Source organism: Pseudomonas sp. KCJK9016 (genome assembly GCF_046231795.1).
Taxonomy (GTDB): domain Bacteria; phylum Pseudomonadota; class Gammaproteobacteria; order Pseudomonadales; family Pseudomonadaceae; genus Aquipseudomonas; species Aquipseudomonas bananamidigenes.
In genome coordinates this window covers 44,333-65,957 of sequence record NZ_JBJJMM010000024.1, presented here as the reverse complement: position 1 = coordinate 65,957, position 21,625 = coordinate 44,333, and the positions used below count along the sequence as shown (strand labels likewise).

Below are 21,625 nucleotides of genomic sequence, written 5' to 3'. Positions count from 1 at the left end.
CCTATCGGCGGATTGCCAGACGCTGCTCCAGGTACCGCAGCAGCATGGCAATGAGGTAACAGGCCGCGACATACAACGCCGTGGTCACCAGCCAGGTTTCAATGACCCGGTAGCTCTCGACGTTGATCTTGCGCGCGTAATAGGTCAGCTCCGGTACCGCGATCGCGGCGGCCAGCGAGGTGTCCTTGAACAGCGAAATGAAGTTGTTCGACAGCGCCGGCAGCACATTGCGCAACATCACCGGCACGGTGACGTAGGCTTTCACCTGCCATTCCCCCAGGCCGATGGCCAGGCCTGCTTCGCGCTGGCCCTTGGGGATGCTCAACAAACCGCCGCGGAACACTTCGGTCAGGTACGCCCCGGCATACAGCGACAGGGTGATGATGAACGACGGGATCTTGTCCAGCCGGATCCCCAGGCTCGGCAACGCAAAGTAAATCAACAGAATCAACACCAGAATCGGCGTGTTACGGATCACCGTCACATACACCGATGCCAGCACCCGCAAGGCGCGATGCTTGGACAACAAGGCAAACGCCATCAGCAGGCCGATCACGCAGCCGATGGCGATCGACACCAGCGCCAGTTCAAGGCCCAGACCGAGCCCCGCCAGCAAAGTGTCGAAATCGCGCCACACGGCGGCAAAGTTCAACTGATAGTTCATGGTTGGCAGTACCTTGAGCGGGGCGCGTCATGGCCCCCCGCTCTCACGGGGATCATTTGAATTCGACAGGAAAACCGATGGCAGGCGTTGGCAGATCGACGCCGAACCATTGTTTGAACGAGGCGGCATAAGTCGGGAATTCAACGCCGGTCATGGCTTCATGCAGGGTGGTGTTGACGAAGTTCAACCAGTCCTGATCGCCACGCTTGACGGCACAGGCGTAGGTCTGCGGGCTCCAGGCGTACGTCGGGCTGCGATAGCGACCCGGGTTCTGCACCATCAGGTATTTGACCGAAGACTGGTCGGTGGCGGCGGCATCGGCACGACCGGAGTTCACCGCCTGATACATCAGATCAACGCTGTCGTATTGATCGACCTTGGCCTTGGGCAGCGCCTGATGCACCAGTTCCTCGGCGTACACGTTCTGCAGTACCGCCACGGTCACGCTGTCGCCGGCAGCCTGCAGGTCTTCGATTTCCTTGTACTTGCTGTTGTTCGGCAGCAGCAGGCCGACGCCCTCGCGGTAGTACGGCAGGGTAAACGCCACTTGCTGCGCGCGACTGGCGGTGACGGTGATGAACTGGCAGCTCATGTCGACCTTGTCGGTCAGCAGATTGGGAATCCGAGCATCGGACGACTGCACCACGAACTCGACCTTGCTCGGGTCATTGAACAGACCTTTGGCCACCATCCTGGCGATGTCGATATCGAATCCCTGCAGCTTGCCGTCCGCCCCCTGAAAGTGCCACGGCGCATTGGTGCTGCCGGTGCCCACGATCAGTTTTCCACGGGCCAGGACGCTGTCGAGCTTGCTGTCGGCCGCCTGGGCCATGCCCATGACAGCGGACGAAGCCGCGAGAACAAAAACACACGCTTTGAACAAGGAAGGTCGGCGATGCATGGCAAGCACTCCAAGAAGTTGTTTATTCCGCTATACCGGAACTAGGTTTGTTACTACGGAATAGACAGCAGAAAGTGTGCCACAGGATTCCCGGGGAATCTGCAATGGATTGAATTTTGTTTTGAATCAAAGAGATGGCGAAAACCCATGAAACGGTGTAACCAAACGCGACACCACATTTCGCTACTTTGCGTCACACATGGCGGGTATCCGGGCCACATCCTGGTGCGCGATGCACGATTCGGCACGGGCCGCACCTGTCAACTCTGACAGTTGCAGCAACGGCCGCAGCTCCCCTAACGTCGTGCTGTCCAACACATTGGATAAAGGAGGCTCCAATGACGAAGCCAACTCGATATTCAGCGTTGCCCCCCACGTACCGGAAGGTCTTGAAAGCCAGGCGCCTTGTTGTCCTGTATTTCTTCAACGAGCACTGCGGCGCCTGCGTTTTCGCAAGTCCAGTGTTCCTCGATATCGCCAAGCCCTTCCGACCCTGGATGGATATCTTCATGCTCGATACAGCACAGTCGTGCCCGCATCCGGATGTCACGGGCACACCGACAGTGTTGTTTTATAAGGAAGGCGTTCTGGTCAAAAAACTGAAAGGCATCGGTACCGAAGAATCCCTGCTGCAAGACTTCACCCAACACCTGGGCAAACCCAGAACCTGCGCCGCCGCACGCAAGCCGGCCCATGACCTGAAGTGGCTGCGCCACACCCTCAGCACCCTCTGCACCATCCCCCGCGCAAAACGATGGAACTTTTCCTGAAAGTGCCACCTAAGAGCCATCAGGTAGTGGCACTTTCGTTCCAATTGATCTGTAACAACTAGCCTTGAGGCCGGATTGGACAAGCTCCCGTCCGGCTGCTTTTCTTTATTTCTCAGAAAGAGATAGGTGCTGGTGGCCTGTTGGTCACGGCCTTGCTTCGTCCCAGGAGGGGTCAATGTCCTTTAATGTCATGATGGTTTTCGGTACTCGCCCGGAGGCCATCAAAATGGCCCCTTTGGCCCGGGTTCTGCGTCAGTGGCCCGATATCAAACTCAACATCTGCTCCACCGGCCAGCATCGGGAGATGCTCAAACAGGTGCTCGACGCGTTCGAACTGACCGTCGATGAAGACCTTCAAGTCATGACGCAGGGCCAGACCCTCAACGGTCTCTCGCAACATCTTCTTGCACAACTCGATCAGGCATACGAAAGGGTCAAACCGGACATCGTGCTGGTACACGGCGATACCACCACCAGCTTCATCGCCGCCCTCGCCGCCTTCAATCGCCAGTTGCCCATCGGCCATGTCGAGGCAGGCCTGCGCACGGGCAACCTGCGCGCGCCCTGGCCGGAAGAAGCCAACCGGCGCCTGACCGGCGTGATCGCTGACCTGCACTTCCCGCCAACCGGCAAGGCCGAAGCCAACCTGCTGCGCGAAGGCGTACCGCAGGACAACATCGAAATCACCGGCAACACCGTGATCGATGCGCTGCTGTGGATGCGCACGCACCAGCAGCAAAGCCAGTGGCGTCCGGCGGCCGATTCCCCCTTGTCGGTGCTCGACGACAGCCGTCGCATGGTGTTGATCACAGGTCATCGCCGGGAAAACCTCGGCGACGGTTTCCAGAACATCTGCCAGGCCCTGGCCGATCTCGCCCTGCGCTATCCGGATGTGCAATTTGTCTATCCGGTGCACCTCAACCCACAGGTGCAAAATGCGGTGTACGGCATGCTCGCCGACAAGCCCAACATTTATCTGGTCGCTCCTCAGGATTACCCGAACTTCGTCTGGCTGATGGGCCGTGCGCACTTCATCCTGACCGACTCCGGCGGCGTCCAGGAAGAAGCCTCGGCCATCGGCAAGCCGCTGCTGGTCTTGCGTGACGTCACCGAGCGCCCCTCCGTACTCGAAGGCGGCACCGTGTTGCTGGTGGGCACCGACACCGCGAAGATCGTCAAGGAGGCCAGCCAGTTGCTCGATGATGAGGCAACCTACAAACGCATGAGCCGTGTCCACAGTCCGTACGGTGACGGCCACGCCAGCGAACGCATCGCCACTCGCCTCCACGCCTGGCTGAGCGCACGCTCGGCGGCGGGTAACGGCGTATGAGCCTGGGTTGGGTCGACTTTTTCGCGTATGTGCTGTTTGGTCTGAAGTATGTGGCGATCTTCCTCGCCCTGCTGATGTTCATCCTCGGTCTCGATGACCTGTTCATCGATCTGGTGTACTGGGGCCGCAAGTTCATCCGCCGTTGGCGCATCTACGAGAAATTCAAGCGTGCCGACGAGGAGCGCCTGTATTCGATTCCCGAGAAGCCCCTGGCAATCATGGTGCCGGCGTGGAACGAAGTCGGTGTGGTCGGCGAAATGGCGCGGCTGGCCGCCTCGACCATCGACTATGAGAACTATCAGATCTTCGTCGGCACCTACCCCAACGACGCCGAAACCCAGGCCGACGTCGATGCGGTCTGCCAGCACTACCCCAACGTGCATAAAGTGGTCTGCGCCCGCCCCGGCCCGACCAGCAAGGCCGACTGCCTGAACAACATCATCGACGCGATCCTGCGCTTCGAAAGCGAGGCGAAAATCGAGTTCGCCGGGTTCATCCTCCATGACGCCGAAGACGTGATTTCCCCGATGGAGTTGCGCCTCTACAACTACCTGCTACCGAACAAAGACCTGATCCAGATTCCGGTCTACCCCTATGCACCGGAGTGGAAAGGCTTCACCGCCGGGCACTATGTGGATGAATTCGCCGAAAACCACGGCAAGGACGTCATCGTCCGCGAAGCCCTCACCGGGCAGGTGCCGAGTGCCGGAGTCGGAACCTGCTTCAGTCGCAAGGCCATCAGTGCGCTGCTGGAGGACGGCGACGGCATTGCCTTTGACGTACAGAGCCTAACCGAAGACTACGACATCGGTTTCCGCCTCAAGCAGAAAGGCATGAAATGCATCTTTGCCCGCTACTCGGTCAGCGATCCGAAACTGGCACTGGAACAACCGTGGGTGTTCGGGATGAACCGCGAATTCTCACAGGTGATCTGCGTGCGTGAACACTTCCCGAGGGACTTGCAACATGCGATCCGGCAGAAGTCGCGGTGGATCGTCGGTATCGTGTTTCAAGGCACCAAGAACCTCGGCTGGAGCCGCAAGGGCCTGCTCAATTACTTCCTGTGGCGCGACCGTCGCGGCTTGATCGCCTACCTGCTCAGTTTTATGGTCAACCTGCTGTTCCTGGTGCTGCTGGCGATGTGGGCAATCACGGTGATCTCTCCCGAGTCATGGCGCTATCCGTCGATCCTCGCCGACAGCTCGTTGCTCTCGGCGCTGCTGTGGCTCAACGGCCTGATGCTGTTCAACCGTCTGTTCCAGCGTGGCTGGTTCGTGACCCGCTATTACGGACTGGTCGAAGGCCTGCTGTCTGCGCCGCGTATGATGTGGAGCAACTTCGTCAACTTCTTCGCCAACCTGCGCGCCCTGCGCCAGGTCATGGAAATGGGCGACTCGCGCCGCGTGGCCTGGGACAAGACCACCCACGAGTTTCCGGCGCTGACCAAGGCGCAGCGGACCCCGCTGGGCCATCGGCTGGTGGAAAAAGGTCTGCTCACCGAAGAACAGCTCGAAGCGGCAATCACCAGCCCGGTGCGCCGTCGTCTGGGGCGCGAATTGCTGCTGCGCGAATACATCGACAGCACGCAGCTCGTACAGGCCCTGGCCGAACAGCTGGATCTGGAATGGGCACCGCTCAACCCTTTCAAGCTCGACAAGCGTTTGATCGATGCCGTGCCACGCCGGGTCGCATCGCACTACGGCGTGCTGCCGGTGGCCGAAGAAGGCGAGACCCTGATTCTGGCTTCCGAAGGTCCGGTCAGCCAGGTCTCGCTCGGCGCCATCAGCCGTCAACTGAAACGCCCGGTGCGTAGCCGTCTGGCACCCCAGGGCCGCGTGACACTGGGCATTCGCTATTGGTATGCGAGTCCCCGTCAGAATGAGGAAGTGCGTCATATGCTCGAAGTGCTTGAGCGCCATCAGGACGATGAAAACCTGCTGGAGCGGGTCAGCCGCCATCAGGTGCTGCTGGGTAATCTGTTGCAGGTGCGCGGCATGGTGCCGCCGACCCTTTTCAATCAGGCGCTGATCGATTTCGACGCCGAACAGATGTCGCTCGGCGAACACCTGATTTCCCGCGGCATGATTACCCAGGAAATTCTGGAACAGGCCCTGGCCGACCAGGCCAGTGAGCAGCAAGCCGCCTACCGCATTGTCCGGGAGGTCGCATGAAGCCTGTACATCGTCACACCTTGCTGATGGGCAGCCTGCTGCTGGGCCTGAGCACGGCTTACCCGCTGCAGGCTGCGCCGTTGAGCGACTTTGAACAGTTTCGCAGCTATCCCTACATGGACCGCAGTTACCGCGAAGCAAAAAAGGGCAACTGGAAAGAAGTCGAGCGCCTGATGCGCCACCTGCTGGAAAAGGTCCCGAAAAACGACGAGGCCCGAGCGTTGCTGGTCGAGTCGCTGGCCAAACAACGTCGCTACAAGGACGCCATGCAGGCATTGCCGGCCAACAGCGACGCCCTTCTTGACCTGCGCCTGACCTGGATCGAGCAGGATCCTCCCACCAGCACTCAGGTTGAAAGCTGGATGGCCACCAGCAACCTGAATGACCGCGTGCGCCTCTGGCAGGCCTACAGCCTGAGCCTGGCCAAGTTTGGCGGCGCAGCCAGGGCCCATGACTGGCTGGCGCAACTGTCGCCCAAGGGCGACGACAATATCCTGCGCCTGGCACGGGCCAACTGGTCGGAGCAACTGCGCGACTGGAGCGGCACCATCGATCAGCTCGCACCGCTCGCAGCGCGCAAACAGCTGGATGCCGACGGCTGGCAGCGTCTGGCCAACGCTTACGTGCAGCGTCTCGACGAAAAACCGCTACAACAACTGCTGCAACAGGCACCGAATCCGGAAGCCGCCCGCAAGATCCGTCTGGCGATGGTCGACCGCGCCATTGCCATGGGTCATGAGCAACAGGCACAACGCTGGATTCAGTCGTTGCCGGACTCCGACCTGGCCGACCCGGCGCAACGCCAGCGCTTGTGGGAACTGGCGCGCAAGACAGAAGACGTGCCGACCGTGCAGCGTTTGAGCAATGACCTGCAGCGTCCTTGCCTGGAAACCACCGAATGGTTGTCGCGCCATGATCCGGAAGCAGCACTCAAACAATTTCGCAGCTGCACGCCTGACGACGATCCGCAAACCTGGCTGATACTCGCCCAACGCCTGCAAGCCACCGACTTGTTGCAAAGCACGCGGCTGCCCCAGCCGTGGGAAAACCGCCGGCAGGCGCAACTGCTGGATGTCTGGCAGGATCAGGGGCGCAGCGACAAGGTCGACGCGTGGCTGGCCGGCCAGACGCAAACGCCTGAAATCGTCAAACGTCGGGCGGAACTGTCGCAACGCATGGGCCGCATGACGGAAGCGCAGACCTTGTGGGAACTTCACTACCGGCAGACCGGCAACCTGAAGTCGTTGGATCAGGCCACCTTCCTGGCGGTCAACAACGACGATCGCGCACAGGCGCAACAGCTGCTCGAAACCGCCTTCGACCGGCATCAAGGACGTTTGCCGGCCACTGCGCTCCAACGGCTGGCCGGGCTTTATGCCGCTTCGAAAACCACGACGCCGCAACAGCAACGACGAATGGCCCTGCTGATCAGCCGTGTCGACGGCGCCACCCGTGATCAGTTGCTTGCGCAACTCGCGGAAAACGGCCAGTGCGACGCCGTTCAGCAAGCCATCGGCGACCACCCGCAGGTTGCCGGCGATTACCGCGCGTTGGGTCGCTGCGCGATGCCGGACCGACCCGGCGAGGCCGTTGTGTATTACCGGCAAGCGGAAAAACTCGGTGACCGCAGCGGTCGCCTGCCATTGGCCTACGCTCTGGAAGCCGCCGGTGATTCCGTTGGCGCACTGGCCATCTGGCGCAGCACTCCCATAACGGAACTGAGCGACAACGCCCGCCTTACCGCCAGCCGCAGTGCGCTGAATGCCGGCGACAGTCAGACCGCCGAACATTACTGGCAGCAGAGCACCACACGGGGAGCCAATGAATGGGCCCTGGGTGCGGCCATTGCCGACGCACGCGGTGATCATGCCCAGGGACTGGAGCGTCAGCGCCAGGCGTTACAAAAAGCACCGGACGCCGGGCATTTCTACGCGGCGTCGGTCACTGCGCAAAAAGCCGGAGACTTGCCGCAAAGCACCACGTGGCTGGCCGAGGCTGTGCACCGCGATCCGAACAACCCGCGTTACCGCGCCGACTACGGCATGCGTCTGGCCGGTGCCGAAACTCGCGAAGAACGCGCCACCTCAATTTCCTATCTGCAACAGGCGACCCGCGACTTCCCCGAGGATTACCGACTCGGCGAAACCCTGGCCTGGCGGTATGACGAAGTGGAAGACAGTGCTGCTGCCCGCAAGGAGTTACGCCGGGTAATCGACCTGGAACAGAACCCGGTGGCCGCCGACGATGAAGACGGCAGCATGGAAGCGCGGCGTTACCGTCAGCGTCGCGCTCACGAAACACTCTCCCGCCGCGACAGCCGGACGATCGCCAGCACCTGGTCACCGGCCGGCGTTTCAACGAATGACTTCGTGCGACCGGACGAAAGCAAAGGCTCGCGCCGCCATGCCGACTCGCAAAACGTGCAACTGGCGATGTGGGATCACGCCCTTGGCGAAGAACCGAGCCGGGCCGGCAGCACGCTGTCGGTGTATGGCCGGGTCCTGCTCGGTGGACAGGGGCGTTCCAGTTACGCCGAATCCCTCGCCGCCGGCGTCGGCCTGCGCTACAAACCGTGGGGCACGCAGAACATCAACTTCTATGGTGAAATCTACAAGCAGAGCCAGTTCAGCGATGACGACAGCCACAGCCTGAGCCTCGGCCAGATGCTGGTCCCGGAGAAGTTGCTCGATCAGATCAACGACCACCGCAAGGATGGTCACACCACCACGGACTACCTGCTGCGCGCCACGGCTTCGTTTCTCGATCAGGGCAAGTACCGTAACGACTGGCGCGTTGACGAAAACGATTGGGATGAGCGCTTCCTCTACCTCGATGCAGCCTGGTGGACGAAGGCTGGCGATCATCAGTGGCTGTCGCGGTTCCAGCAGGGGCACGCCTGGAAGCTGCCGGACAGCGGCGCCCAGACCATCATGCCTTACGGCTTCCTTGAGTTTGCCAGCCAGGACCCGAGCAATGACTGGCGGCAGGATCTGCGTACCGGTGTCGGGCTGCGCTGGCAATGGTGGTACGACGAGGACCGCTACAACGCCTACCGCTCGAAACTGACGGTACGCACCGAGTATCAACAGTCGCTGGGCGGCAACCTGTATGAAGGCGGCAACGGTGTGCTGCTGGGCGTGGAGTGGAATTTCTGATGGCTCGTTGGATGTTGTTGTTCTGCCTGGTGCTGGGTGCCACGCTCGTGCGGGCCGATGAGCGGGTGTTCTATCAACCGCTGAATGTCGATGCCGGTCTGACGCCTGCGCAATGGCAGAAAGTCTGGCAGGACACTGCCCGGCAAGGGGCGCGGACAGTCATCGTGCAATGGACGGCTTACGGCGACTCGGACTTCGGCGGCGCCAACGGCTGGCTCGCCAACAGTCTGAAGCTTGCCCGGCAGCAAGGTCTGCAACTGGTGCTGGGGTTGTCGATGGACCCGGCGTACTACAAACGCATTGATGAGCTGGACAGTGCCGGCCTCGGCGCCTACTGGCAGGCGCAGCTGGGGCAGTCGCTGGCGCAGCAACAGAAGCTGCGCCAGGAATGGAAACTGCCGGTCAGCGGCTGGTATCTGCCGCTGGAGCTGGATGATTTGCACTTTTTGGCAGCCGACCGGCGGGAAACGTTACAGCGCCAGTTGCAAGACTTCGCGGCCAAACTCGATGCCCCGTTGCATGTCAGCGCCTTCAGTGCCGGAAAACTTGCGCCGACGGTCAACGCCCAATGGCTGGGTGATCTGGCGGCAGCCGGCGCGCAAGTCTGGTGGCAGGACGGCGCCGGTACCGGGCGCCTGCCGCCGCTGGTGCGCAACGGCTACTCCAGCGCACTGCCCTGCTCCGTCGGCATCGTGCGCGAAGCATTCCGCCAGGTCAGCCGCGAGGGCGAGCCGTTCCGTGCAGAACCGGCCCGCCCGGATGACACCGCGACCGGTTGTCATCAAAGCGCCGTATTTTCCCTGCGATACCGGCCGTGGGGCCAGGTGATTCTCGACAACCAGCGCAAGCATTCGGGCAGCAATGTACAAAACCATTGAAGACGAAGTCCTGAAGCGAACCGCCCCCGCCGAGCTGTGGGACGAGTTCATCCAGCATGAGTTCGAACGGCTGCATTCGTTCTGTCTGCTGATCTATCTGGCCAGCATGGGCATCTGGCTGGCCTTCGACCTGATCGTCAGTTTCCTCGGCGACCAGGACTTCACCTGGCGCTCGATGGTGTTCATCGCAGCGTTCGCGATGCTTGCCGTGGTGCTGCTATTCACGCGCAAGGCCCGTCATTTTGACTGGCTGAACCTGACGTTCGTGTTTCTCATCACCCTGGGCATACGGATGGTAATCGACGGTTTACCGCCGACCTTTCATGGCATCTGGCTGGTACTCGCTGCCGCCACCACACTCTACAGCGCCTCCGTGCTGCCCCTCAGTCGCTGGTCGTTCTTCGCTGCGCAGGCCGTCACCTGGCTGATGCTCAACCCGTTCATGGGCACCGGTATCAGCCTGCTGGAGCTCAAAGGCGTCATGACCATAGCCTATAGCGTGTTTCTCTGTTCATTAACCATCTACACGTTTTTGAAGCTGCGCCAGACCAAGCTCTACAACTACATCATGTCCAAACTGTTGTTGGACCAGGCCTACAACGACACCCTGACGGAAATCCCCAATCGCCGTTCGTTCATGACCCGCGCCGAAAAAAGCCTGCAAGCGTCACCCCGCGAGCAAGACCATTACCTGGCGATGATCGACATCGACAACTTCAAGAAAGTGAATGATGTGTACGGCCACGACATCGGCGATGAAGTGCTCAAGCGAATCGCGGCGGACATCAAAGCCGTGATGGCACCGTTCGATTACGCGCGACTGGGTGGCGAGGAGTTTGCGATTTATCTGGCCGGCGTGCGTCGCGAGGACGTCGAGACCTTGGCCGGTGAGTTGTGCCGTGTGGTGCGTGAGCAGACCACCCGGCACCCGGTGACCATCAGCATCGGTGTGGCCCGGGTCGAGGACGGCGACACCCTCAACCAGGCGCTGATCAAGGCCGATGAAGCGTTGTACGAGTCAAAGCACACCGGGAAAGACCGGTATACCTTTCATCAGTGAGGCCGTCAGGCCTCACGTTTGAGCAACACTCGTGTCACCCGCCGCTCCTCGACCGCCATCACGGTCATGCCCCAGCCTTCATGCTCCAGTCGATCACCCTTCATCGGCAATCGATCCAGCAGGCTCATCACCAGCCCGGCAAGGGTCTGGTAGTCCTCGGTCGGCTCGGCGCGAAAACCGGTGTGCTCGCGGATGCGGGTCAAGTTCAGCGCACCATTGACGATGAACCCGCCCTGCTCTTCGACCACATCCGGGCCGGCGATTTCGCTGGCGTCCGGCAGCTCGCCGGCGATCGACTCGAGAATGTCGGTCATGGTCAACACACCGACAAAGTCACCGAATTCGTTCACCACAAAGGCAATGTGGGTCGAGGCCGCCCGCATTTGCTCCAGCGCATTGAGGATCGAATAGCTGTCGAGCAGGTTCAGCGTCTTGCGCGCCAGGTGCTCAAGGTTCGGTTCGTTGCCGGCCAGGTACTCCTTGAGCAATTCCTTCTTGTGGACGAAGCCCAACGGTTCATCCACCGTACCGTTGCGAATCAGCGGCAGACGCGAGTAGGACGAATGCATCAGTCGTGTACGAATGGCTTCCGCATCGTCCGCCAGATCAACGTAATCGATGTCGGCACGCACCGTCATCAAGTGACGGATCGGTCGTTCGGCCAGTTGCAACACACCGCTGATCATCACCCGCTCGCGACGGTCGAACAGCTCCGCACTCGGTGCCTCGCCATCATCCAGCAAGTCGGAAATCTCCTCACCCACCTCTTCTACCGCCAGTTTGCGGCCACCCAACAGGCGCATCACCGCGTGAGCCGTACGCTCACGCATCGGGCGCAATCCCTGCATCGAGCGCTTGCGACGAGCGCGGGCGATCTGGTTGAACACCTCGATCAGGATCGAGAAACCAATCGCGGCGTACAGATAACCTTTCGGAATGTGGAAGCCCAGGCCTTCGGCGGTCAGCGCGAAACCAATCATCATCAGAAAGCCCAGGCACAGCATGATGACGGTCGGATGCGCGTTGACGAAACGGGTCAACGGCTTGCTGGCCACGATCATGACGCCAATGGACACCACCACCGCAATCATCATCACGGCCAGTTCATCGACCATGCCCACGGCTGTAATCACCGCATCAAGGGAGAACACGGCATCGAGCACGACGATCTGCGCAACGATGGGCCAGAACAATGCATAGGCGGTACTGGTCGAGCGTTCGCCGACATGGCCTTCCAGCCGCTCGTGCAGTTCCATGGTCGCCTTGAACAGCAGGAACACACCACCGAACAGCATGATCAGGTCACGACCGGAGAAACTCTTGCCGAACACTTCGAACAACGGCTGCGTGAGGGTGACCAGCCAGGAAATGCTCGCCAGCAAGCCAAGACGCATGATCAGCGCCAGGCTCAGGCCGATGATGCGTGCGCGGTCGCGCTGATGCGGCGGCAGCTTGTCCGCCAGAATCGCGATGAACACCAGGTTGTCGATACCCAGCACCAGCTCCAGCACGATCAGTGTCAACAAGCCCAGCCACGCCGTGGGATCCGCTAACCATTCCATAATCAACCTCTTCTCTCTTCAGTGAATTCAGGCTGCCGGACACGGCAAAGTGCGGCGCGAAAGCTCGGAGGCTGCGCCATCAACGATAGTCGGGAGTCGGAAAACCGGATGCTGCGAGTGCGTCAAGACCGCGCCATGGCGCGAGGGGAACGTGGTTCTTTGAGTCGAACCGGGAGGCTCCGAGAGAGTGTTCATGAAAATCCTGAATGAAAAAGGGTCTTGAAGCGTACAAGCTCTGATGACTTTTCCTACAGCTGGAAATCATTTCAAAATCTGTACGTCTTCAACCTTGCTCAGGATTCCGGGTAGATCGCGGCCAGGACCCGTTCGGCATTGGCACCGCAGCTCATGCCTTCCGGTTTCGATTGAATGTTGTCGATGACCTCCAGCAACCGTGCCTTGCTCCGGGCCAGATGCTGCTGCATGACTTCGATCTGTTGCACCTTGCGCGTGAGCCCCTCCACCAGTTCATCGTGCTTGAACTCTCCGGTCCCTGCGACTGGCAACAGCTGCTTGAGTTCTTCAAGGGAAAACCCGGCCTGCTGGGCACTGCGGATGATGTTGAGGGTTTGCAGCACTTGCGGCGGGTAACGCCGATAGCCATTGCCCAGCCGTTCCACTTTGGGAATCAGGCCCTGAGCCTCATAAAAGCGAATGCTCGAAGCGCTCAGCCCGCTCTGTTGCGCCAGTTCACCGATTTTCATCTCAGCCTCGTTTTGCCTGCTTGACATTAAAGTTGACTTTAAGCTTAGCCTCTCGCCATCACTGATGAGGAGTCAAGCAATGTCGCCCTTCCAGATTTTGAAACTGCCCAACGGTCAGACCGTCGGCAACCGCATCGCCAAAGCCGCCATGGAAGAAAACCTCGCGGATCGTGATCAGGCACCGTCCCGCGAACTGTTCCGTTTGTACCAGGCCTGGGCCGATGGCGGCGCCGGCCTGCTGCTGACCGGCAACGTGATGATTGACCGTCGGGCCATGACCGGCCCAGGCGGCGTGGTCCTGGAAGACGAGCGACATCTGGAGCGTTTCCGCCACTGGGCTGAAATCGCCCGCAGTGGCGGCGCGCAGGTCTGGGTGCAACTCAACCATCCCGGCCGCCAGACCTTCGCCAATATGGGCCAGCAAGCGCTGGCACCGTCGGCAGTAGCACTGGAAATGGGCTCGTTCTCGAAACTGTTCGCCGAGCCAAGACCGATGACCGAAGAAGACATTGAAGAAGTCATTCAACGTTTCGCCACCAGTGCCGCGCTGGCCGAGAAAGCCGGGTTCACCGGCGTACAGATCCACGCGGCCCACGGCTATCTGCTCAGCCAGTTTCTGTCGCCGCTGACCAATCGCCGCACCGACCGCTGGGGCGGTTCGCTGGAAAATCGTGCGCGCCTGCTGCTGTCGGTGATCGAGGCTGTGCGTCAGGCCGTTTCACCACAGTTCTGCGTGGCAGTGAAGCTCAATTCGGCGGATTTCCAGCGCGGCGGTTTCGACACAAACGATGCCCGCCAGGTGATCGAGTGGCTCAACGAACAGCCCATCGATTTGCTGGAACTGTCCGGCGGCAGTTATGAAGCTCCGGCCATGCAGGGCGAAGCCCGTGACGGGCGTACCCTGGCCCGGGAGGCGTTCTTTCTGGAGATGGCCAGCGAACTGGCCGGCGTGGCGCGCATGCCGGTGATGGTCACCGGCGGCATCCGGCGCCTGCCCATCGTCGAGAAGGTACTCGACAGCGGCATCGCCATGGCGGGCATCGCCACGGCAATGGCGATCGAACCGGGTCTGGTCAGACACTGGCGCGAAGGCCGCCACAGCGAGCCGCAACTGCCACCGATCCGCTGGAAGCGCAAGGCACTGGCCGCGCTGGCGAACATGGCCGTGGTGCGATTCCAGATGGCGCGCCTGAGCCGGGGCCGCAAGCCATATCCCGAAGTATCGGCACTCTGGGCGCTGATCCGCGACCGTTTGTACCTCAGCCGACGCACCCGCCAGTACCGTCAGGCGATGGGCGTATAAACCCTAGCGCCCGGCAAACCTCAGGCGCGACAGCTGACGCAGATCCCCTTCGACGTAATAGTCGTTGGTCCAGCTGTCATCCGCCGCCAGCGGCTGCACCTGTTTCAGCTCGAGTTTTTTCGCGAAATAGCGGAAACGGTAATGCTCGTAGAACCGCAGCAGTTCCAGGCCATAGCGGTCCGCCAGTTCGGTGTCGCCGCGGATGATCAGGAAATTCTCGTCGTTGCCGTTGCTGGCTGCCGTGCTGAGATTGTGGCTGCCGCTGATGATGGTCGGGCTGTCGCTGGTGAAATCAGTGACGATTGCCTTGGTGTGCACCAGCAGGTTGCCCTTCTGGCCTTTCATGTTCTCTTTCAGCCAGCCTTCCAGCCCTGTGTTGAGCAACGCGGTGGCGGCGAATTCAGCCGTGCGGTCGGCGTGAAATCCGGTAATGCGGCTAGCGGTGTTCTGCAGGCCGTAACGCAGGATGTCGTCATGGGGCTGACCGAGCAGCGCGTTGAGAATGGCGTCGGGCAAGGTGAACGCGGTGACAAACAGAACGTCCTTCTTCGCCGCATTGATGATGTCGACGAACTCGCGCAGATCGGCACCGCCACTGCGCGGCGAGAACCCGGCAAACAGCGGTTGCGCCGGATTCATCGGATTGTGTTGGGTGATCCAGTCGCGAGTAGCGCCGACATCCGCCGGCGTCGCCCAGACCTGCTCGAAGGTCTGCAGATAGCTCGCCGCGATAGCCGTGTCATCCAGCACATGCACTACGTTAGCCTGGCGATACACGCCGTTGGCGGTGAAATTGGTACTGCCGCACAACACAGCCTGGGGCTGCCGCTCACCGCCGGCGATACGACTGAGGACAATGAACTTGTCATGGAAAATATCGTGGGTCACCCGCCCGCGCTTGCTGGTTTGCGGTAGCTTCGCAAGGCTGGCCTCGTTCATTGTGGTGTCTTCGTCACCGGGGCGGGCGTGATACAGCACTCGCACTTGCACACCGCGATCGAATGCAGCGTTCACCGTGTCGATGATGGCTTGCAGTTGATACTCGTAGATCGCGATGTCCAGCGCCCATTCATTGTCGGGTGCACGCTCAATGAAGCCCTGCAGACGCCCGAGCAGCCCGTTTTCGAGCCATTGCCGCGCAGCATCGGGCCAGGCTTCGATGGGCATGTTTTTGTTGGCGCTGATTTGCGCGTCAAGGTCGGGAAACTTGCGCTGGAACGCCTGACTGGCGGCCACGGCGCGGTTGAAAATCACACGTTGATTGGCCGGGTGACCGTCGTCCGAGGCAATGCTCAGTTCCAGCGACTCCCCCAGGACCGGCGCATCGGGCGTGCCGTAAGCCAGGTGCACACGGTATTGCAGCGTGGTGCCCGGATTGACCGCGTAATCGGCCCAGCGAAATTTCTGCAGCGGCGCGATATCACTGGGCGTGGCGTGAAACTGCGGGAAGGTGTGAGCCTTGCCGGGAAAGGTCAGGCTGTTGAACAGAAATTGCCACGGTTTGTCGCCCTGCTGTTTCTCGATGGCAAACCCCAGCAGGCCCTTGCGGCGGGGCTCGGCAAGATCCATTGCCAACAGCACGCCGTTGGTGCCGGCGTACGCCTTTACGCGAAAATCGTCCTGAGGGTTGGCGACCAGTACGCGCATGATTCACTCCTTGTGAGATGGGCTGGATGCAGCATAGACCTCAAATGGACAACAAATCGTCGATATGACGGTAATCCGCTTCCAGCGCGGTCGCCAACTGCTTGGCCCGGCCCAGCCTGATCGGCCCGCGCTCGATATCGATCAACAGGCCCGGGCACCCGAGAGCCGGCAAACCGGACCCGTCTTTCAGGCGTCCATCGGTGATCAGCAGCAGACGTTGTTGTTCCGCAGGAAATCGCTTGCGGCGCACCGCCAGCCATTGCTCAGCCTCGATCAGCGCCGCCAACAGGGGCGTGCCGCCGCCCGCCCCCAATTCATCCAGCCATGCTCGCAACCCGCTGGAAGCTTTCAAACCCTGCACCTGCCATTTCGGTGCCGCGCCGCTGGCGGTCAGCAAGGCGAGTCGCGCCCGCTGCCGGTAAGCGTCATCGAACAGCTGCGCCAGCAGCCCCTTGGCATCGCTCAGCGCCTGATGGCGGCGGGTCGAAGCCGAGGCATCGACGATCACCAGCCACAGGTCATGAGGTGTCCGGGTGCGCAATTGAAACAAAAGATCCCCACGCACTTTCGGTCGGCCATTGAGCAATGTTCCCGGCCAGTTCACCGAGCCACTACGGGCGGCGTGACGCTTGCCCTGTCGGCCATTGTCCAGGCGTCCGGCGCGGGGTCTGGCATTCGCCCCCGCGTCGGATCGGGGGCGAATGCCTAGGGCTTTTTTGGCCAGGCGGGTACTTCGCGGCGCGCGCCGGTTGCGAGGGCCGGTGCCGGCATTTCGCCCCACTGGCCCTGCCCTTGCGCCGGTTCGGCCTGAGCGCCGGACGGCGACTGCGTCGGTGTTTGCGCGTTGGCTGATGACTGCTCACGGCGACGGTGGCGCAGTGCGAAGTCAGCCGTGGCCTCGATGTCCTGCTCCGCGATCGTCGGCGCGCCGCGCCACGCCGCATGCGCCCGGGCGGCCCGCAGCCAGACCAGATCAGCGCGAAGGCCATCGACACCGGCAACAAAGCAACGCTCGGTGATCTGCGCCAGGGCTTCATCATCAAGAGGAATGCTTGCCAACGCATTGCGGGCGTTTTCACAGCGCTCGCGCAGGGCTTGCTGCTCGGTTTCCCACTGTGCGCAGAAGGCCTGCGGATCGCTGTCGAAATCCAGTCGCCGACGAATGATCTGCCCGCGCTCGACCGGTGCCGTGTGGCCACTCAGGGCAACGTTCAAGCCAAAACGATCGAGCAGTTGCGGACGCAGCTCACCCTCTTCCGGATTCATGGTGCCGATCAGCACGAACTTCGCCGAATGGCGATGGGAAATGCCGTCGCGTTCGATCAGATTGGTGCCGCTGGCCGCCACATCGAGCAGCAGGTCCACCAGATGATCCGGCAGCAGATTCACTTCATCGACATACAACACGCCGCCGTCAGCCTTGGCCAATACACCGGGAGAAAACTGCGCACGACCGTCGCTGAGCGCCGCATCCAGATCCAGTGTGCCGACCAGCCGCTCCTCGGTAGCGCCCAACGGCAGGGTGACAAACTGACCGCTGGCCAGCAGATCCGCCAGGCCCCGGGCCAGGGTCGACTTGGCCATGCCGCGCGGGCCTTCGATCAACACGCCGCCGATCTTCGGGTCGATGGCGGTCAGGTACAGCGCCAGCTTCAGATCGTCGGCGCCGACCACGGCGCAGAGCGGGAAATGCGGGATGTCGGTCATGTTCAGCTCTCTTCTTCAATATCCAGCAGCAGGTTTTCGAGCGCCTCTTTGTAGGCCCCCGGTTCCTGCCACATCCCGCGCTGCTGTGCTTCCAGCATGCGCTCGGTCATGTCGCGCAACGCATGGGGGTTGTGTTCGCGCACAAATTCCCGGGTCGACGGATCCAGCAGATAGGCGTCGGCCAGTAGCGCGTACTGGTGATCATCGATCAGTTGCGTGGTGGCATCGAAGGCGAACAGGTTGTCGACCGTCGCCGCCAGTTCGAACGCGCCTTTATAGCCATGGCGTTTGACGCCGTCGATCCATTTAGGATTGGCCGCCCGGGAACGGATCACCCGGTTCAGCTCTTCTTTCAGGGTGCGAATTTTCGGCAGGTCCGGCTGGCTGTGATCGCCGTGATAACTGGCCGCCGCTTCGCCACGCAGGCTTTCCACGGCGGCGAGCATGCCGCCCTGAAACTGGTAATAATCGTTGGAGTCGAGCAGATCGTGCTCGCGGTTGTCCTGGTTTTGCAGCACGGCCTGCACCTGGCTCAGGCGATGCACGAATTGCTCACGGGCGGCGGTGCCTTCATCTGAACCGCCGTAGGCGTAGGCACCCCAGTTCAGATAAACCTCGGCCAGATCCTCGCGGGTTTGCCACAGGCGACCGTCGATGGCGCCCTGCACGCCCGCGCCATAAGCGCCGGGCTTGGCACCGAAAATCCGCCAGCCGGCCTGACGCCGGGCAGCCTCTTCATCCAGCCCGGACTGCCGCAAGGCCTCCCGTTCGGCACGCACCCTGGCAGCCAGCGGATTGAGGTCGTCCGGTTCATCCAGGTCTGCGACGGCCTGCACGGCGGCATCGAACAGACGAATCAGGTTGGCGAACGCATCACGGAAGAAGCCGGAAACCCGCAACGTCACATCGACCCGGGGCCGGTCGAGCAGGCTCAGCGGCAGAATCTCGAAATCGTCGACCCGCTGACTGCCTGTGGCCCAAACCGGGCGCACGCCCATCAGTGCCATGGCCTGGGCGATATCGTCGCCGCCGGTGCGCATGGTAGCGGTCCCCCAGACCGACAGGCCGAGCTGACGCAGATGATCGCCGTGATCCTGCAGGTGCCGTTCCAGAATCAGCGTGGCCGACTGGAAACCAATGCGCCATGCCGTGGTGGTCGGCAGGTTGCGCACATCCACGGAATAGAAATTGCGCCCGGTGGGCAGCACGTCGAGGCGACCGCGACTGGGTGCGCCACTCGGGCCGGCAGGGACAAAGCGACCGCTCAACGCGTCGAGCAAGCCGTGCATTTCGGCCGGGCCGCAGGCGTCGAGGCGTGGGGCGATCACCTCGTGCAGGGTGTCGAGGATTGCACCGACTTCAACCCAGCGCGGCTCGCTCCCACAGGGGGATGGCAGTGACTGGGAGATCAACTGGGTGGCAAACAACTCCAGACGCTCTCGGGTATCCCCCGCCGTGCGCCACACTTCATCGCTAATCGATTGCAGTTCCATCGGGCGCGGGCCAGTCCAGGGCTCGGCCAACGCGCAATCCAGCGGATCGAAACCCAGTTCGAACGCCTTCGCCAACGCCCGCAACAGACTCGACTGCGCCCCTTTACCATCGCCCCGAGGAATCCGCAGCAGCGCCAGCAAAGTATCAACGCGCAAACGCCCGGTCGGCGACTCGCCAAAAATATGCAGTCCATCGCGGATCTGCGATTCCTTCAGATCACACAGATAGGTGTCCAGTCGCGGTAACCAGATCGCCGCATCGGCATCGCTGTCGAGGGCTTCGTCAAGTTGCAGTTCGCGATCGATCTGCGTGTCACGCACCAGTTGCAGAATGTCGCGCTGCAATTCCCGGGCACGGCGCGGGTCGAGCAGTTGAGCTTCGTAATACTCGTCGGCCAGCAATTCGAGATTGCGCAACGGGCCGTAGGTTTCAGCGCGAGTCAGCGGCGGCATCAGGTGGTCGATGATCACCGCTTGAGTGCGGCGCTTGGCCTGGGCGCCCTCGCCCGGGTCATTGACGATGAACGGATAGATATTCGGCAGCGGCCCGAGCAATGCATCCGGCCAGCAATTCGCCGACAGGCCCACGCCTTTGCCCGGCAGCCATTCGAGGTTGCCGTGCTTGCCGACGTGAATCACACCGTGAGCACCGTAGGTCTGACGCAGCCAAAAATAGAACGCCAGGTACGCGTGCGGCGGCACCAGATCCGGGTCGTGATACACCGCGCTCGGGTCGACCTGATAGCCACGCGCCGGCTGAATTCCGACGAAGGTCAGGCCAAAACGCAGACCGGCGATCATCATCCGCCCGTCACGGCACATCGGATCCTTTTGTGGCGCGCCCCAACGCTCCAGCACCGCCGCACGATTGGCTTCGGGCAACGCGTTGAACATCGCCAGATAATCGTCCATCGCCAGACTTTGCTGACACGGACGCTGATCGAGGGTGTCGAGGTCGTTGCTGACGCCGCCGAGCAGTTGCCGGATCAATTCTGTGCCGCTGTCCGGCAGATCGCCCGGCACCGGATAACCCTCGGCCTGCAACGCCCGCAGGATATTCAGCGTGGCGGCTGGCGTGTCGAGGCCGACGCCGTTGCCGATGCGTCCGTCCCGGGTCGGATAGTTGGCAAGCACCAGAGCGATACGCTTTTCAGCGTTCGGCAGCCGCGCCAGATCGACCCAGCGCCGCGCCAGCTCAGCGACGAAATCCATGCGCTCGGGCTGGGCCCGGTAACACACCACGTCGGACTGACTGCGCTCACTGCGCCAGGCCAGGTCCTTGAAGCTGATGGGCCGGCTGATGATCCGGCCGTCCAGCTCCGGCAAGGCAATGTGCATCGCCAGATCGCGAGGACCAAGGCCCTGCTCGCTGTCGCGCCAGCCGGGTTCGTTGTCCTGCGCGCAAATGGCCTGGATCACCGGAATATTCCGCCGGAATGGCCGCAGATGCGGCGCTTCCGGGCTGGACTGGGCGAAGCCGGTGGTGTTCAGAATCACCGACGCGTCTATTTCATCGAGCCAGTCCTCGACCACCGACAGGCAGCCGGGCTCTTTCAGACTGGCCACGGCAATCGGCAGCGGATTGAGTCCGGCCACCTGCAACCGTTGACAGAACACGTCGACAAACGCCGTGTTGGCCGCTTGCAAATGCGAGCGATAAAACAACACCGCCGCCACCGCTTGACCGGGCCGCCAATCGGCTTGCCAGTCACTCAGTGCGGCGGTGTTTTTGTTCGGGTGGTATATCGCCGTGCGCGGCAGCGTTTGCGGCTCGCCCCACTCGTAATCCCGCGCCAGCCAGCGATTGGCCAGGCAGCGGAAGAAATCCAGCGCATTGCCCATGCCGCCCTGACGCAGGAACTGCCAGAGCCGGTCGCGATCCTCGGCGCCCACGGTGCTCAAATCGCTGAGTTCCGGGTCGGGACGATCATCGCCTGGCACCAGGATCACCTGCACACCGCGCTCGGACAATTCCACCAGCCGCTCGACGCCATAACGCCAATAAGCGATGCCGCCGTGCAGCGAGATCAGAATGACCTTGGCGTGACGCAGCACTTCCTCGACGTACAGGTCGACCGACGCATGGTTCTGCACTTGCATCGGGTTGGCCAGGCGCAGGCTCGGGTAATCCTCGGGCAGTTGCTGGGCGGCCTCGGCGAGCAGCGCGAGACTGGAGTCGCCGCTGCACAGAATCACCAGCTCGGCGGGGGTTTGTCCAAGGTCGGCAATGTTGTCATCCGACACGAAACCGCCGGGCTGGGTCCTGAGCAGATGCATGGC

15 protein-coding genes are annotated in these 21,625 nt (G+C 61.6%); 7 read left to right on the top strand and 8 right to left on the bottom strand.

Going from position 1 to position 21,625, the window contains the following annotated elements; all coding sequences use genetic code 11:
• Position 1: 1 nt before the first annotated feature.
• Both ACK6BI_RS21570 and ACK6BI_RS21565 read right to left on the bottom strand, forming a co-directional pair.
• Positions 2-664 (bottom strand): amino acid ABC transporter permease, encoded by a 663-nt coding sequence (locus tag ACK6BI_RS21570; RefSeq protein ID WP_059405928.1) that lies wholly within the window; start codon positions 662-664, stop codon positions 2-4.
• 52 nt (positions 665-716) lie between these two features.
• Positions 717-1,565: a transporter substrate-binding domain-containing protein gene (locus tag ACK6BI_RS21565; protein ID WP_409318637.1), complete on the bottom strand. Its 849-nt coding sequence runs from the start codon at positions 1,563-1,565 to the stop codon at positions 717-719.
• A gap of 338 nt (positions 1,566-1,903) precedes the next feature.
• Between ACK6BI_RS21565 and ACK6BI_RS21560 the strand changes: the two genes are divergently transcribed.
• From ACK6BI_RS21560 to ACK6BI_RS21535, 6 genes are all read left to right on the top strand, one after another.
• Entirely contained in the window at positions 1,904-2,335 is a 432-nt protein-coding gene (locus tag ACK6BI_RS21560) for a thioredoxin family protein (RefSeq protein WP_409318636.1), read from the top strand.
• 175 nt (positions 2,336-2,510) lie between these two features.
• Entirely contained in the window at positions 2,511-3,665 is a 1,155-nt protein-coding gene (gene wecB / locus ACK6BI_RS21555; RefSeq protein WP_409318635.1) for a non-hydrolyzing UDP-N-acetylglucosamine 2-epimerase, read from the top strand.
• On the top strand, positions 3,662-5,836 hold the full coding sequence (nrfB, locus tag ACK6BI_RS21550) for a cyclic di-3',5'-guanylate-activated glycosyltransferase NrfB (RefSeq protein ID WP_409318634.1): 2,175 nt from the start codon (positions 3,662-3,664) through the stop codon (positions 5,834-5,836). The genes wecB and nrfB overlap by 4 nt, the downstream gene beginning before the upstream one ends.
• Positions 5,833-8,991 (top strand): NfrA family protein, encoded by a 3,159-nt coding sequence (locus tag ACK6BI_RS21545; RefSeq protein WP_409318633.1) that lies wholly within the window; start codon positions 5,833-5,835, stop codon positions 8,989-8,991. Before nrfB ends, ACK6BI_RS21545 begins: the two co-directional genes overlap by 4 nt.
• Complete coding sequence (locus ACK6BI_RS21540; RefSeq protein WP_409318632.1) at positions 8,991-9,869, top strand: DUF4434 family protein; 879 nt, start codon at positions 8,991-8,993, stop codon at positions 9,867-9,869. Before ACK6BI_RS21545 ends, ACK6BI_RS21540 begins: the two co-directional genes overlap by 1 nt.
• A complete protein-coding gene (locus ACK6BI_RS21535) occupies positions 9,853-10,929 on the top strand; it encodes a diguanylate cyclase domain-containing protein (protein ID WP_409318631.1) in 1,077 nt (358 codons plus the stop codon). The genes ACK6BI_RS21540 and ACK6BI_RS21535 overlap by 17 nt, the downstream gene beginning before the upstream one ends.
• A gap of 5 nt (positions 10,930-10,934) precedes the next feature.
• On the opposite strand, the gene ACK6BI_RS21530 is transcribed toward ACK6BI_RS21535, so the two are convergent.
• Both ACK6BI_RS21530 and ACK6BI_RS21525 read right to left on the bottom strand, forming a co-directional pair.
• On the bottom strand, positions 10,935-12,491 hold the full coding sequence (locus tag ACK6BI_RS21530; protein WP_409318630.1) for a TerC family protein: 1,557 nt from the start codon (positions 12,489-12,491) through the stop codon (positions 10,935-10,937).
• A 293-nt stretch (positions 12,492-12,784) separates the two neighbouring features.
• Entirely contained in the window at positions 12,785-13,195 is a 411-nt protein-coding gene (locus tag ACK6BI_RS21525; protein WP_409318629.1) for a MerR family transcriptional regulator, read from the bottom strand.
• Positions 13,196-13,274: 79 nt separating this feature from the next.
• Between ACK6BI_RS21525 and ACK6BI_RS21520 the strand changes: the two genes are divergently transcribed.
• Positions 13,275-14,498: an NADH:flavin oxidoreductase/NADH oxidase family protein gene (locus ACK6BI_RS21520; protein ID WP_409318628.1), complete on the top strand. Its 1,224-nt coding sequence runs from the start codon at positions 13,275-13,277 to the stop codon at positions 14,496-14,498.
• 3 nt (positions 14,499-14,501) lie between these two features.
• Here the strand turns inward: ACK6BI_RS21520 and ACK6BI_RS21515 are convergent, their stop codons facing one another.
• From ACK6BI_RS21515 to cobN, 4 genes are read right to left on the bottom strand one after another with little or no spacing between them, the layout of a single operon-like run.
• Complete coding sequence (locus tag ACK6BI_RS21515; RefSeq protein ID WP_409318627.1) at positions 14,502-16,145, bottom strand: phospholipase D-like domain-containing protein; 1,644 nt, start codon at positions 16,143-16,145, stop codon at positions 14,502-14,504.
• Positions 16,146-16,185: 40 nt separating this feature from the next.
• The gene (locus tag ACK6BI_RS21510) at positions 16,186-16,926 is read right to left on the bottom strand and encodes a vWA domain-containing protein (protein ID WP_409318626.1); all 741 of its coding nucleotides are present in this window, start codon (positions 16,924-16,926) and stop codon (positions 16,186-16,188) included.
• Positions 16,851-17,852 carry an ATP-binding protein gene (locus tag ACK6BI_RS21505; RefSeq protein WP_409318625.1) on the bottom strand — a complete coding sequence of 334 codons (1,002 nt, stop codon included), beginning with the start codon at positions 17,850-17,852 and terminating at the stop codon, positions 16,851-16,853. The genes ACK6BI_RS21510 and ACK6BI_RS21505 overlap by 76 nt, the downstream gene beginning before the upstream one ends.
• Before the next feature lie 2 nt (positions 17,853-17,854).
• Entirely contained in the window at positions 17,855-21,622 is a 3,768-nt protein-coding gene (cobN, locus tag ACK6BI_RS21500) for a cobaltochelatase subunit CobN (protein ID WP_409318624.1), read from the bottom strand.
• Between the last annotated feature and the right edge of the window lie 3 nt (positions 21,623-21,625).